The organism is Burkholderia sp. Ac-20379, assembly GCF_017104645.1.
Taxonomy (GTDB): Bacteria; Pseudomonadota; Gammaproteobacteria; order Burkholderiales; family Burkholderiaceae; genus Burkholderia.
Genome location: NZ_JAAGPF010000213.1, coordinates 1 through 12728, shown reverse-complemented (window position 1 = coordinate 12728; position 12728 = coordinate 1). Strand labels below are relative to the sequence as shown.

Genomic DNA, 12728 nt, shown 5'->3' with positions numbered 1-12728 from the left:
GCCCAACCTGCCGCCGGCGGAACGCCCCGCCGTGGCCGCGCAGGCCGTCCAGACGCTCTGCAAGACGATCGCCTCGATGCCCGCCGGCTCGCTCAAGGCGAGCACCGTGCACGGCGCGATCGCGGCCGCGGAGCACGTCACGCCGCTCGCCCAGCGCGCGGTGCTGCTCGGCGATCTGGCCAAGATGCTGAACAAGGTCGATTCGCGCGGCGCGCACCAGTCGGCGTTCCGCGCGATCAGCAATCAGGTCCACCTGCTGCCGCCGCAGGACCGCATGCAGGTGCTCAACGGCCTGGCGCTGAACGCGTTCCACCCGGAATTCGCCGATTCGCCGGGCGCCGGCCAGGACGCCGCCGCCAACATGCGCGCGGTGCTGAATCATCTCGTGCACGTGCCGCCCGAGGCGCGCACGCCGCACGAAACCGCCATCGTGCTCGACGTGATGGCCGGCTGGATGCCCGACATGATCGCGAACAACCCGCCGGGGCACTGGCAGCCGCTGATGCACGAGCTGATGCAGGAAGCCGCCAAGCTGCCGCCCGAGGAAGGGGCGTTCATCACCGACACGATCGGCAAGACGATGAACATGATGCAGCCGGGCGGCCCGCTGCACGGCGTCGACCTGCAATCGCTGCTGGTCGTGGTGCCCGACCATCTGAAGCCGGGCCACCGCGACGACGATTGATCGAGAATCGGCCCGCACCCGGGACGGCGCGCCGGAACCGTTAAAATCGCGCACCTTCCTTCTTTCGAGCGGCCTTCCGAGCGATGCAATCCGCACATTCCGGCGCCGACGGCGCCGCCCCCGCCCACGACCTCGTCTACGGCCCGAACGACCGCCCCTCGCCGGCGGTCGCGTTCGTCGCCGCGCTCCAGCACCTGCTCGCGATCCTGGTGCCGATCGTCACGCCGGGCCTGCTGATCTGCCAGGCGCTGAACGTGCCGACGCGCGACACCACGCTGATCGTGTCGATGTCGCTGGTGATCTCGGGCATCGCCACGTTCCTGCAATGCCGCCGCTTCGGCCCGCTCGGCGCGGGGCTGCTGATCGTGCAGGGCACCAGCTTCAACTTCGTCGGGCCGCTGATCGCGGGCGGCAGCCTGATGGTCAAGCAGGGCACGCCGGTCGAAACCGTGATGGCGGCGATCTTCGGCGTGGTGATCGCGGGCTCGTTCGTCGAGATGGCCGTGTCGCGCATCCTGCCGTTCATCAAGCGGCTGATCACCCCGCTCGTGACGGGCATCGTGGTGCTGCTGATCGGCCTGACGCTGATCAAGGTGGGCCTGATCAGCATGGGCGGCGGCTACGGCGCGATGGCCAGGGGCACGTTCGCGAGCGCACAGAACCTCACGCTGTCGTGTCTCGTGCTCGGCACCATCGTCGTGCTGAACCGCGTGCCGGTGGTGTGGGTGCGCAGCACCGCGCTCGTGATCGCGCTGGCGGTCGGCTACCTGGCCGCCGCCGCGATGGGCCGGCTCGATTTCGCCGGCGTGCATCAGGCCGCGCTGTTCCAGATCCCCACGCCGCTGCATTTCGGGCTCGGCTTCTCGTGGTCGCTGTTCGTGCCGATGCTGATCATCTACGTGGTCACGTCGCTCGAGGCGATCGGCGACGTGACGGCCACCAGCAAGGTGTCGCGCGAGCCGGTGGAAGGGCCGCTGTGGATGCAGCGGATCAAGGGCGGCGTGCTCGTGAACGGCGTCAATTCGCTGATCGCGGGCGTGTTCAACACGTTCCCCAGCTCGGTGTTCGCGCAGAACAACGGCGTGATCCAACTGACCGGCATCGCGAGCCGCCACGTGGGCATCTGGATCGCGGCGATGCTGGTGGTGCTCGGGCTGTTCCCGTCGGTGGCCGGCGTGCTGCAGGCGGTGCCGGAGCCGGTGCTCGGCGGCGCGGCGATGGTGATGTTCGGCGCGGTGGCCGCCTCGGGCATCAACATCCTGGCCGGCGTCGCGCTCGACCGCCGCGCGCTGCTGATCATCGCCGTGTCGCTGGCGCTCGGGCTCGGCGTCGCGCAGGTGCCGGAGATCCTCGCGAACCTGCCGCACGCGCTGCAGAACGTGCTGGCCTCGGGCGTCGCCACCGGCGGCCTGTGCGCGCTGCTGATGAACTGGTTCCTGCCCGAGCGCAAATCGGTCGGCAAATAAGTCCGCAATCCGGGGCGGCGGAGGCCGTGCTAGGCTTGGCCGCCTCGATCAATCCCGCCCCCTCCCCGTCATGGATGCGAAACGCGCTCCCGCCCCCGCCGGCCGCCCCGGCAAGGACAAACCCACCGGCGCCGTGCTGTGCGAAGACGGCCTGACGCGCCCGCCGTGGGCCGTCAGCGACGCGATGCTGCGCGCCTACTACGACACCGAATGGGGCATGCCGGTGCGCGACGAACAGGGGCTGTTCGAGCGGATCAGCCTGGAAGGGTTTCAGTCGGGGCTGTCGTGGGCGATCATCCTGCGCAAGCGCGAGGCGTTCCGCGCGGCGTTCGCGCGGTTCGATCCCGAGCGCGTCGCGCGCTTCACCGATGCGGACGTCGAGCGCCTGATGGCGGACACCGGCATCGTCCGCAACCGCGCCAAGATCCTCGCCACCGTCGGCAACGCCGCCGCCACGCTCGCATTGCGCGAACACGGCGGCCTCGCGAAGCTCGTCTGGTCGTTCAAGCCGGACGCAACGCCCGCGCCGCGCACCATGGCCGAGGTGCCCACCGTCTCCGAGCAGTCCACCGCGCTGAGCAAGCAGTTGCGCAAGCTGGGCTTTCGCTTCGTCGGCCCCACCACGATGTTCGCGTTGATGGAAGCGATCGGCATCGTCGATACGCATCTGGTCGACAGCCATCGGCGCGGGAGTTCGGGGGTGTGGGGGGCGTAGCAACTGCGGGGCCGCCTCGCGGCGGCGCTCCGCTAGCGCGGCGGCGCGTGGCGAGCGCAATCCGGCGAATCGCTGCCGATGCGGCGGCGCGGCGATCGGCCCGGCAATGCAGCCGCTTGCCGGCGCGCCGCCCGGCCCTCACCGCATCGTCATGCCGCCGCCATGTCGACGAGCCAGCCGCGCAGCGCCGCCACCGCGCCGCTGTCGGCCCGCTCGGGCGGCGACACCAGATAGAAGCCGCGCCCGGTCGCCACGCGCGTTTCGAACGGCGCGACCAGGCGCCCCGCCCGCAACTCGTCCTCCACGTAGGCGCGCCGCCCGATGCACACGCCGAGGCCGTCCACGGCCGCCTGCACGGCCAGCAGCGCGAGATCGAAATCGAGCCGCTCGCTCGACCGGCCCGCCAGATCCGTCGGCAACCCCGCCGCCGCGAGCCAGAGCGGCCAGTCGTCGCCCGTCATGCCGCCCACCTGCAGCAGCGTATGCCGCGCCAGTTGGGCAGGCTCCGCGAGCGGCTCGTGGCCGGCCAGCAGCGCCGGGCTGCAGACGGGAAAAATCTCGTCGTCCATCAGGCGGTCGCAACGCAGGCCCGGCCAATCGCCGCTGCCGTAGCGGATCGCCGCGTCCGCGCCGCCCGCCGCGAAATCGACCAGATCGGTGGACGCGCCGACGCGAATGTCGATCCCCGGATGCGCCTCGCGAAACGCCCCGAGGCGCGGCAGCAGCCACTTCGACGCGAAGCTCGCGAGCGTGGACAGCGTCAGCGTGGGCGCGTCGGCGCCGGCACGCAGTTGATCGGTGGAAAAGCGCAGTTGCGCGAACGCGAGGCTCACGCCCTGCAGATAGGCCTGCCCTTGCGCGGTCAGTTCGAGCCGCTCCTTGAGACGCAGAAACAGCCGCACGCCGAGCTCGTCTTCGAGCCGTTTGATCTGATGGCTGACCGCCGTCTGCGTGACGTTCAGTTCGGCCGCGGCCCGCGTGAAGCTCATATGGCGCGCCGCGCATTCGAACACCTTCAGGCCGTTCAGCGAGGGGAGCTTGCCTGCCATGGGATGCGTGCGGAGGGGAGAGGGAAGAAGCGGCGCCGGGCGGGCCGGCATGAGAATTTTTCATATGCTAGCACGCGAGATGTCGTTTGCCGGGCCGCCGCATCGTTGCGATCCTGCGTGCCGGACGGCTGCCGAAACGGCCTGCCGACAACCCGTCAAACGAAGGATGCCGCACCATGAAACTCTACTTCGCCCCGCACGCCTGCTCGCTGTCGCCGCACATCGTGCTGCGGGAACTGGGCCTGCCGTTCGAGCTCGTCCGCGTCGACAACCGCAGCAAGCGCACCGCCGAGGGCGGCAGCTTTCTCGACGTGAATCCGAAGGGCTACGTGGCCGCGCTCGCGCTCGACAACGGCGAGGTGCTGACCGAAGGCCCGGCGATCCTTCAATACCTGGCCGACCTCGAACCCGAAGCCGGCCTCGCGCCGCCGAACGGCAGCTGGGCGCGCGTGCGGTTGCAGGAAACGCTGAACTTCGTCGGCACGGAAATCCACGCCGGCTGCAGCCCGCTGTTCGACCGCGAGATGCCCGCGCGCGTGAAGACGCAGGTCGAGGCGCGCCTGTTCAAGCGCCTCGACCTGCTGGCCGCCACGCTGACGGAACGGGATTACCTGATGGGGGCGGCGTTCGGCGTGGCCGACGCCTACCTGTACACGGTGCTGACCTGGCTGCCGGGCTTCTCGATCGACATCGCCCGCTGGCCCGCGCTCGCGCGCTTCATGGCGCGCATCGGCCAGCGGGATGCGGTGCGGGCCGCGCTGGCGGCCGAAGCCGCGAGCGCGCCGGTTTGACGAAGGGCATGGCGCGGCGCGGAACGCGCCGCGCGCGGGGGCTTACCGCTCGATCGTGGCCTGCGAGGCCAGTTGCTCGATCAGGGCGATCGAGGCGCGCTTCTGCGCCTTCGCTTCGAGCTGGCGGCGCAGCACCGGGGCGGCCTGCTCGAAACTCGGCATCACGGCCGGCTGCTTGTCGTCGAGACGCACGATCGCGTAGGCGTTGTCGAGCGCGATCGGCGCGCTGACGGCGCCGCTGTCCATCGAGACGATCTGCTGCGCCAGCACGAGCGGCAAGCCATCGGTATGGCCTTCGACGAGCGGCGTTTTCAGCCACATCGGCGTGGTCACGCCGCCGTTCGCGACGGTGTTGTACTTCTGCGCCACCGCAAAGAAATCGGCGCCGGCGCTCAGTTCGGCTTGCGCGGCCTGCATCTGGGCGGCGTCGCTCACCGCGATCACGAGCGGGCGATATTCGAACTGCCCGGTGTTCGCCACCAGTTCGCGGTAGCTGGCCTTCACCTGCTCGGCCGTGACCCTCTCGGGGCGCGCGTGCTCGCGCAGATAGAGCGAGACGGCGGCCTGCGCGCGAGCGTGAGCCGCCACGGCCAGCACTTCCGGCCGCATGTCGTAGCCGCCGCGCTCGGCCGCCTGCTCGACGAGCAGGCCGACCACCATGCGGCGCTTGAGGCGCTCGCGCAGTACCGGCGTATCGGCCTGGCCGGTGGCCTTGACGGCCTCGTCGAGACGGTGCTTCGGAATCGGCACGTGATTGACCATCGCGGCGACATCCGACGGCAGCGAGGCCGCGGGCGCCGTGGCGGCGGAAGCGGTGGGCAGGGACGCAGCGGCGGCTGCGCAGACGAGCGCCAGCGAAGCGAGGGAGCGGGTGTTCATGAGCGTGTCCTTGATGAGGGATCGGACAGCGGGCGGACAGCGATGAGTGCCTTGCGTTCGCATAAGGCAGCGTGATTCCGACAATCAACTTCACGGAGAACAGCCGTGCGGCCGCGCCCACCGACCGCCGCAGGGCACTCATCGCTGTCGACCCGACCGTACCGCTTCGCGCCGCGGCGTTGCGGCACACACGGAGCCCCGAGCGGGCCGTGCAAATGCGGTGTGGATCCCGGGTGAGAGAAATCGACGCGCCCGGCAGATGGGGCGTTTCGATAGAGGCCATTGTCTGCGTGCGACCCGGCTGTGCACAATCAGCCGCGTCCGAAAGTCGGCGCGGGGCAATTCCGAAACGGCTCGGAAATGCATCTGAACGCGCGGGCGCCGCACCGGCCGCCGGGCCTTGCGGCGTTTTGTCAGTCCAGCCTCAGCCGATGCGCCAGCCCGGAATCAGGACGGGATCGCAGCCCGCCGGGGCGAACGGCATCGGGCGCGCCGCGCGGATCGCGGCCGGCATCGCGTGGGGGCGCACCGCAGCCCGGCCGCAGCGCCACCGAGAACCGTGTCCCCACGGGCGAGCTGCGTACCCCGATCGTCCAGCCGTGCGCGAGCGCGATCTCCTTGCAGATCGCGAGCCCGAGGCCCGCGCCGTCGTAACCGGCCCCGGGCGCGCGCCAATAGCGCTCGAACAGCTTCGGCAGATGCGCGGCGTCGATGCCCGGCCCTTCGTCGATCACGTGCAGGCCGTCGTCGGCGCAGCGGATCAGCACGATCGCGCCGTCGGGCGAAACGTTGATCGCGTTCTCGACCAGGTTCTTGAGCAGGATGAACAGCGCGCTGCGATCGGCGCGAATCGGCGCGCCCGCGCCGTGCTCTTCGATGCCGAGCGTGATCCGCTTCGCATCGGCCTTGCGCGCCAGATAGGCCTGCACGTCGTGGATCACGTCGCCCGCATCGACGGGCTCGAAGCTGAAATTCTGCGATTCGCGCACTTCCGCGAGATGCAGCAGTTGCCGCACCTGGCGCGCCATCAGGTCGATCTCGCGAAACAGCAGCGCCTTGTCGGCGATCTCGGGCTGCAACTCGATCTGGCCGCGCAGCAGCGTGAGCGGCGTCTGCAGCTCGTGCGCGGCCGACGCAAGGAAGTGCTGCTGCGCCGTGAAGCCCGCTTCGAGGCGGGCCAGCGCATCGTTGAAGCCGTCGATCAGCGGGCGGATCTCGCCGGGCACGTCGGCCACCGGCAGCCGCGCGCGCAGGTTCTGCGGCGTGATCGCGGCGGCGGCGGCCGACACGTCGCGCAACGGCCGCAGCACATGGCGGATCGTCAGCGGCAGGGTCAGGCCGAACACGAGCGTCGCGATCACGGCGATCACCGCCACCACGCGCGGAATCGGCTTGATCTTGAGGCTCGCGAGCGCCTCGAGGAACGACACGCTGGTGGCCGTCTGCACGAAGCAGGTGGCCGCGCCGCACGGCACGCGCAGCATCGAGACGATGAACGGCCGGCCGTCGATCGCGCTGCGCCGGTAGCCGTCGGGAATCGCATCGACCGGCCCCGGCAGCCACGCCGGATCGGCCGCGCCCGCGCCCGAGGCGGCCATGATCGCGCCGTGCGCGTCGAGCACGCGGTAGCGCAGCTCGGTCGGCGCGATGCGGAACAGCCAGGCCTGCCGTTCGGTCAGTTGCACGCCGACCGGCGCGCCGCTCGCATCGAAGCGCAGCCCGTGCACGACATCGTTGACGGCGTCCATCTGCTCGGCGCGGCCGAGCACGTGCTGGGGATTGCGGTCGTAGACCCACAGCACGACGCTCGCCAGCACACCGAGGCTCAACGCCAGCGCCGTCACGTTGGTCAGCCAGAGCCGCGCCGACAGCGTGCGCGGCCGGCGGCCGGCCGGCGGGTTCGACGAGCTCATGCGCGATCCTCCGGGACGACGTCCGACGTGGTGGTGCCGGGCGCGTCCGGATCGTCCGCGCGCAGCACGAAACCCGCGCCGCGCACGTTCTCCAGCCGCGTGCGCGAGGCCATCGCCTGCAGCTTCCTGCGCAGCCGGTGCAGCGTGACCTCCAGCGCATTCGGCGTGACGCTCTCGCCGAGCCCCCACGCCGCATGTTCGAGCGCGGCGTGCCGCACCGTGCGCCCGCCCGCGCGCATCAGGCACAGCATGATCTGCAGCTCGGCCGGCCCGAGCTGCACGGCCTGCTCGCCGCAACGCATCGCCTGCTGCTGCGGATCGACGCTCAGATCGCCGAACGCGGCGGTCAGGTCGGCGAGCACGGCGGGGCGGCGCATCAGCGAGCGCACCCGCGCCACCAGCTCGCTCATCGCGAACGGCTTGGTCAGATAGTCGTCCGCGCCGCTTTCCAGGCCTTCCACGCGGTCGTGCAGCGCGTCGCGGGCGGTCAGCATCAGGCACGGCGTCATCGTGCCGGCCCGGCGCAGGTCGCGCACCAGGCTCAGGCCGTCGCCGTCGGGCAGGCCGCGATCGACGATCACGACCGCGTAATCGGCCCGATTCACGCCGTAGCGGGCCTCCGACACGCTGCCGAACAGGTCGGCCTCGATCCCGGCGGCGGCCAGCGCCTGACGCACCATCCCGGCCAGCCGTTCATGATCCTCGACGATGGCGACTCTCGACATATGGGGTACGACTCACTTGAACTGGTAGAGGTAACCGATGCGCGCCTCGGGCACGTAGCGCCGGCCGACCAGCGGGCTGTCGGCCACGCTGCCGCCCAGCCGCGTCACGCCCACGTCGAGCAGCACGCGCTGATGCGCATCGAACGCGTAGGTGAACTGCGAGCCGAGCGAATATTGCCAGGTCGAGCCGGCCGTGTAGGCCGGGCGCCAGGCGCGGGCCTCGGACGGCATCACGCCGTAGTAGTAATCGGCGTAAGTATGGCCCAGCCATTGCGCGCCGATGTGCGGCTCGATCGAGAAGCGCCCCGCGCGAAACGTGCGCGAGAACTCGAGCTTGGCCTGCTCGCCCTTGTTGCCGCCCAGCAGAAAATCGCCCGACAGCGTACCGAACGCGCTGCGCCACGCCAGCGCAGGACCATACCAGAGTGCGCCCTTGCGGTCCTGCATGCCGTTCAGGATCGGCGCGTCGGAGCCGCTGTAGCCATCGAACAGGCCGAAACGCGCGCGCAGCGCCACGCTCACGCCGCGCCACTGGCCCACCTTCAGATCGATTGTGGTGCCGAGCAGGTGCACCCATTTGTCGTCGAAATACAGCAGCGGGATCGGCGAGACCTTCGCGCCGTCGCCGCGATACGGCGAGCTTTCGACGCCCACGCCGGCGCCCAGCCCCCAGTGCGTGACGTTGGTGGCGTTGCTGAGGATCGTGAAGCCGTCGTCGCCGCCGTCCTGCGGGACGGCCGACATCGATTGCGCCGAGGCGGAGGACACGATGGCGGACCAGGCGAGGCAGATCGCGCCGGCGTGCAGGCTGGCAGTACGGAGGGAGGGGAATGTCACGGTAATCGCGCCCAAGGGTGGAGAAACCCCGTGACTGTAGAAACGGACGACTTACCGCTTACTTACCCGCGCCGGCTTTTTGCGCCGGCGCGGGAGCGGAGGCAGCCGCAGCCGCCCCGTCAGCCCTTGGTCGCCCCGAACGTGAGCCCCGCCACGAAATGCTTCTGCATCGCGAAGAACATCGCCACCGACGGCAGCGCGGCCAGCACCGACCCGGCCGACACGAGGTTCCACGAGGTGGTCCACTGCCCGCGCAGCGCGGCCACGCCCACCGTGATCGGCGCGGCGTCGTCGCCTTGCGTGAGGCACAGCGCCCAGAAGTAATCGTTCCAGACGAACGTGAACACCAGGATCGCCAGCGCCGCGAGCGCCGGGCGGATCAGCGGCAGGATGATGCGGAAGAACACCGTCCACTCGCTCGCGCCCTCGATGCGCGCCGCCTCCACCAGCTCGAACGGCAACTGCTTGATGAAATTGCGCAGGAACAGCGCGCAGAAGCCGGTCTGGAACGACAGATGGAACAGGATCAGCCCGCCCACCGAGTTGTAGAGGCCGAGCTTCAGCGTCAGGTCGCGCACCGGGATCATCAGCACCTGGATCGGCACGAAGTTGCCGGCCACGAACGTGCCGAACAGCGCCGCGTTGCCGGGAAAGCGGTAGATCGCGAGCGCGAAGCCCGCCATCGCCGCCAGCACGATCGCGCCGGCCACCGAGGGCAGCGTGATCAGGAGGCTGTTCCAGAAGTAATGGAGCATCGGCGAGGCGGTCAGCGCCTCGCGGTAGTTCTCGACCAGCGCGAAGCGGTGCGGCCAATCCCAGTAATGGCCGGCGGCCAGTTCCTCGGACGAGCGCACCGACGTCACCAGCACGGCGATCAGCGGCAGCAGCCACAGCAGCAGCGCGAACGGCAGCGAGAGGCGATACAGGCGGCGCGTGGCCGGTTTCCAGCGGTCGATCGGCAACGGATACATGGGCGTCTCCCGGAAACGGTCAGTGTTCGCTGCGCAGCAGGTGGCGCAGGTGATAGACGATGTAGAGCAGCATGATCGCGAACAGCACCACGGCGATCGCCGAGGCATAGCCGAAGCGGAAATACTTGATCGCCTGGTCGTACATGTAATAGGCCAGCACGGTGGAGCTGTCGAACGGGCCGCCCGAGGTCATCACCGAGATCAGGTCGAAACTGCGCAGCGCGCCGATCACGGTCACCACGATCGCCATGAACGTGGTGGGCCGCAACTGCGGCAGGATCACGTGCCACAGCAGCGTCCAGCCCTTCGCGCCTTCCATGCGCGCCGCCTCGATCTGCTCGCTGCTCAGCGTGGTCAGCCCGGTCAGGTAGAGGATCATGCAGTAGGCCGATTGCGGCCACAGCGCCGCGAAGATCACGCCGAACGTGGCGTAGCGCGGATCACCGAGCACCGGAATGCCGTGCCCGAAGATCAGCCGCAGCAAGCCGAAGGTCGGATCGTAGAACCACGAATAGATCAGCCCGACCACCACGCCCGACAGCACGAACGGCGCGAAGAACAGCGATTTGACGAGCCGCATGCCGCGCACGGCCTGGTTCAGGTAGAGCGCGGCGGCCAGCCCGAACGGCGGCGCGAGCAGGAACAGCACGAGCCAGATCAGGTTGTTCTTGAGCGCGGTGTAGAACGTGTCGGCGTGCATCAGCTCGACGTAGTTCGCGAGGCCCACGAACGCCGGATCGCTCATGCCGTCCCACTGGAAGAACGACAGGCGGATGGTCGACAGCACCGGCCACACCACGTAGCACGCGAACATCACGCAGGCCGGCGCGAGGAACAGCGCGGCGGTCAGACGCTGGCGGCGCTCGGTGGGCGAGGCGCGCCGCCGGGGCCGCGCCGCGCGCGGCGGCGCCGGCCGGGCGGGTTGCGCGCCGTCGTGGCGCGGCCCGGCCGGCGCGGCAGCGCGGGCATGGGCGTGGGTGCGGGAGTCAAGCACGGAACGGGTCACGAATCACCTCCTGGGCGGCCGGGCGCGGGCCCGGCCGGTGCGGCTCACTTTTTGTAGATGCGCTGGCGCGTCGCTTCGAGCTGGGTCAGGATCGCGTCGATCTTCGACGGATCGGCGAGGAACTGCTGCATGCCCTTCATGCCCTCGTCGGCCATCTCCTTGGTCATGTCGCGATCGTAGAACTGCGCGATGCCGCCCGTCGTGCTCGACAGGATGCGGAAGCCGATCTTCGAGATCGGATCGTCCGGCTCCGGCGACTGGCTGTTGGCCGGCAGCGAGCCGAGCCCCTTGGCGAGCTGCGCGCTGATCGCGGGCGTCTGCGTGAACGCGAGGAACGCGTGCGCGTCGGCCTTGTTCTTCGCCTTCGACGGAATGTGCAGCGATTCGACCGGGCCGTCCTCGGCGGTCGGCACCTTCGGGTCGATCACCGGGAAGCGGAAGAAGCCCATGTCGTCGCGCACGGCCGGCGTGAAGCCGCCGGTGATGAAGGTGCCCATCAGCATCATCGCGGCCTTGTCCTGGAACAGGAACGGCTGCGCGGCGTCGAGATCGTAGGACAGCGCGTTGTCGATGAAGTAGCCCGCGTCGATCAGTTGCCGCCATGCCGCGTAGACCTTCTTCACGCGCGCGTCGGTGTAGGGAATCGCGCCGGCCATCAGTTGCTGGTGGAACGCGTTGCCGTTCAGGCGCAGGTCGAGATAGTCGAACCAGCCGGCCAGCGTCCAGGCGTCGCGCCCGGCCACGGCGATCGGCGTGATGCCGGCCGCCTTGAGCTTCTTGCAGTCGTCGAGGAATTCCGCCCAGGTGGCCGGTTCGTTCGCAATCCCGACCTTCTTGAACAGGTTCTTCCGATAGAACATGCCCCACGCGTAGTAGACGGTGGGCGCCGCATACGGCTTGCCGTTGTACGACGAGGCCTCCTTGGTGGACGCATACATGCTGTCCCAGTGGTTCGCCTGCCAGTCGGCCGACAGATCCTCGAACAGGCCGCGCTTCGCGTAGTAGGCCATGCGCTCGCCGTCGTGCCAGTTGACGATGTCGGGCGGCGCGGTCATCAGCCAGTTCGGCAACTGCGCCTTGTAGGCTTCCTCGTCCACGAACGCGGTCTTCACCTCGGTGCCGGGATGCGTCTTGCGAAACTGCTCGATCACCTGCGTCCACACGGTGCGCTGGCTCGCGCCCTTGAACGCGATGTTGATGGTCAGCGTGCCGGCCGCGGCGCTCGCCGTCCAGGCGCCGGCCAGGGCCGCCACGGCGAGCGCCGCGACGGTGGTGCGCAAGCGAAGCTGGGTTTTCATCGGTTGTCTCCTGTTTCGGTTGTTGTTTGCGCTGCGAGGAATCATCGGGCCGGGGCGGGCCCGGGCGAACGGTAAACGGCCACGCCGGCCGGCTCGATGCGCCGCGCGCCCACCACGATCGCCGCATCGGGAATCGCGGGGTCGAGTTCGTGCGCGTCGGGGCCGTAGTTGAACACCCAGGTCAGCGCGCCGCGCCGGCTCACCCGCACCGCGTCGCCGAGCGGCGCGGGCGCGAGGCCCGCCTCGCGCGCGATGCGAGCGAACAGCCGCGCGGTGGTGGCGTCGTCGAACAGGCTCGGCAGGTGGGGGAACGCCCCGCGACGCACGTAGGCCGGATGGCCGTCGCCGCCGTGCGCGCGGGGTTCGGGCCCGACCCCGCGCACGCCGCCCGCG

General features: G+C 69.7%; 12 protein-coding genes and 1 pseudogene. 4 read left to right on the top strand and 9 right to left on the bottom strand.

Annotated features, from left to right (window positions below):
• From G3N92_RS22930 to G3N92_RS22920, 3 genes are all read left to right on the top strand, one after another.
• The coding region (locus G3N92_RS22930; RefSeq protein WP_206129869.1) for a hypothetical protein at positions 1-685 on the top strand (685 nt) is incomplete at its 5' end.
• Between the two features lie 83 nt (positions 686-768).
• A complete protein-coding gene (locus G3N92_RS22925) occupies positions 769-2151 on the top strand; it encodes a nucleobase:cation symporter-2 family protein (protein WP_206129868.1) in 1383 nt (460 codons plus the stop codon).
• Positions 2152-2221: 70 nt separating this feature from the next.
• On the top strand, positions 2222-2866 hold the full coding sequence (locus G3N92_RS22920; RefSeq protein ID WP_206129867.1) for a DNA-3-methyladenine glycosylase I: 645 nt from the start codon (positions 2222-2224) through the stop codon (positions 2864-2866).
• A 149-nt stretch (positions 2867-3015) separates the two neighbouring features.
• On the opposite strand, the gene G3N92_RS22915 is transcribed toward G3N92_RS22920, so the two are convergent.
• Positions 3016-3915, bottom strand: coding sequence for a transcriptional regulator GcvA (locus tag G3N92_RS22915; RefSeq protein ID WP_206129866.1), 900 nt, complete (start codon positions 3913-3915; stop codon positions 3016-3018).
• A gap of 176 nt (positions 3916-4091) precedes the next feature.
• Between G3N92_RS22915 and gstA the strand changes: the two genes are divergently transcribed.
• Positions 4092-4706, top strand: coding sequence for a glutathione transferase GstA (gene gstA / locus G3N92_RS22910; protein WP_206129865.1), 615 nt, complete (start codon positions 4092-4094; stop codon positions 4704-4706).
• A 42-nt stretch (positions 4707-4748) separates the two neighbouring features.
• On the opposite strand, the gene G3N92_RS22905 is transcribed toward gstA, so the two are convergent.
• The 8 genes and pseudogenes from G3N92_RS22905 to G3N92_RS22870 all read right to left on the bottom strand — a co-directional run.
• Positions 4749-5585 carry a peptidylprolyl isomerase gene (locus tag G3N92_RS22905; RefSeq protein ID WP_206129864.1) on the bottom strand — a complete coding sequence of 279 codons (837 nt, stop codon included), beginning with the start codon at positions 5583-5585 and terminating at the stop codon, positions 4749-4751.
• Between the two features lie 413 nt (positions 5586-5998).
• The gene (locus G3N92_RS22900; RefSeq protein WP_206129863.1) at positions 5999-7498 is read right to left on the bottom strand and encodes an ATP-binding protein; all 1500 of its coding nucleotides are present in this window, start codon (positions 7496-7498) and stop codon (positions 5999-6001) included.
• Positions 7495-8223 carry a response regulator transcription factor gene (locus tag G3N92_RS22895; protein ID WP_206129862.1) on the bottom strand — a complete coding sequence of 243 codons (729 nt, stop codon included), beginning with the start codon at positions 8221-8223 and terminating at the stop codon, positions 7495-7497. The genes G3N92_RS22900 and G3N92_RS22895 overlap by 4 nt, the downstream gene beginning before the upstream one ends.
• Before the next feature lie 12 nt (positions 8224-8235).
• Positions 8236-9060 (bottom strand): MipA/OmpV family protein, encoded by an 825-nt coding sequence (locus G3N92_RS22890; RefSeq protein ID WP_339385798.1) that lies wholly within the window; start codon positions 9058-9060, stop codon positions 8236-8238.
• A gap of 119 nt (positions 9061-9179) precedes the next feature.
• The gene (locus tag G3N92_RS22885; protein WP_206129861.1) at positions 9180-10031 is read right to left on the bottom strand and encodes a carbohydrate ABC transporter permease; all 852 of its coding nucleotides are present in this window, start codon (positions 10029-10031) and stop codon (positions 9180-9182) included.
• Positions 10032-10050: 19 nt separating this feature from the next.
• Positions 10051-11037: a sugar ABC transporter permease gene (locus G3N92_RS22880; RefSeq protein WP_339385797.1), complete on the bottom strand. Its 987-nt coding sequence runs from the start codon at positions 11035-11037 to the stop codon at positions 10051-10053.
• A 44-nt stretch (positions 11038-11081) separates the two neighbouring features.
• Complete coding sequence (locus tag G3N92_RS22875) at positions 11082-12335, bottom strand: extracellular solute-binding protein (RefSeq protein ID WP_206129860.1); 1254 nt, start codon at positions 12333-12335, stop codon at positions 11082-11084.
• 41 nt (positions 12336-12376) lie between these two features.
• A pseudogene (locus G3N92_RS22870) lies at positions 12377-12728 on the bottom strand (hypothetical protein); the annotation flags it as partial.

Coding starts and splice junctions, on each gene's coding strand:
- G3N92_RS22920 (WP_206129867.1), top strand. CDS start 2,222: ATGGATGCGAAACGCGCTCCCGCCCCCGCCGGCCGCCCCGGCAAGGAC.
- G3N92_RS22885 (WP_206129861.1), bottom strand. CDS start 10,031: ATGTATCCGTTGCCGATCGACCGCTGGAAACCGGCCACGCGCCGCCTG.
- G3N92_RS22875 (WP_206129860.1), bottom strand. CDS start 12,335: ATGAAAACCCAGCTTCGCTTGCGCACCACCGTCGCGGCGCTCGCCGTG.
- G3N92_RS22895 (WP_206129862.1), bottom strand. CDS start 8,223: ATGTCGAGAGTCGCCATCGTCGAGGATCATGAACGGCTGGCCGGGATG.
- G3N92_RS22905 (WP_206129864.1), bottom strand. CDS start 5,585: ATGAACACCCGCTCCCTCGCTTCGCTGGCGCTCGTCTGCGCAGCCGCC.
- G3N92_RS22925 (WP_206129868.1), top strand. CDS start 769: ATGCAATCCGCACATTCCGGCGCCGACGGCGCCGCCCCCGCCCACGAC.
- gstA (WP_206129865.1), top strand. CDS start 4,092: ATGAAACTCTACTTCGCCCCGCACGCCTGCTCGCTGTCGCCGCACATC.
- G3N92_RS22900 (WP_206129863.1), bottom strand. CDS start 7,498: ATGAGCTCGTCGAACCCGCCGGCCGGCCGCCGGCCGCGCACGCTGTCG.
- G3N92_RS22915 (WP_206129866.1), bottom strand. CDS start 3,915: ATGGCAGGCAAGCTCCCCTCGCTGAACGGCCTGAAGGTGTTCGAATGC.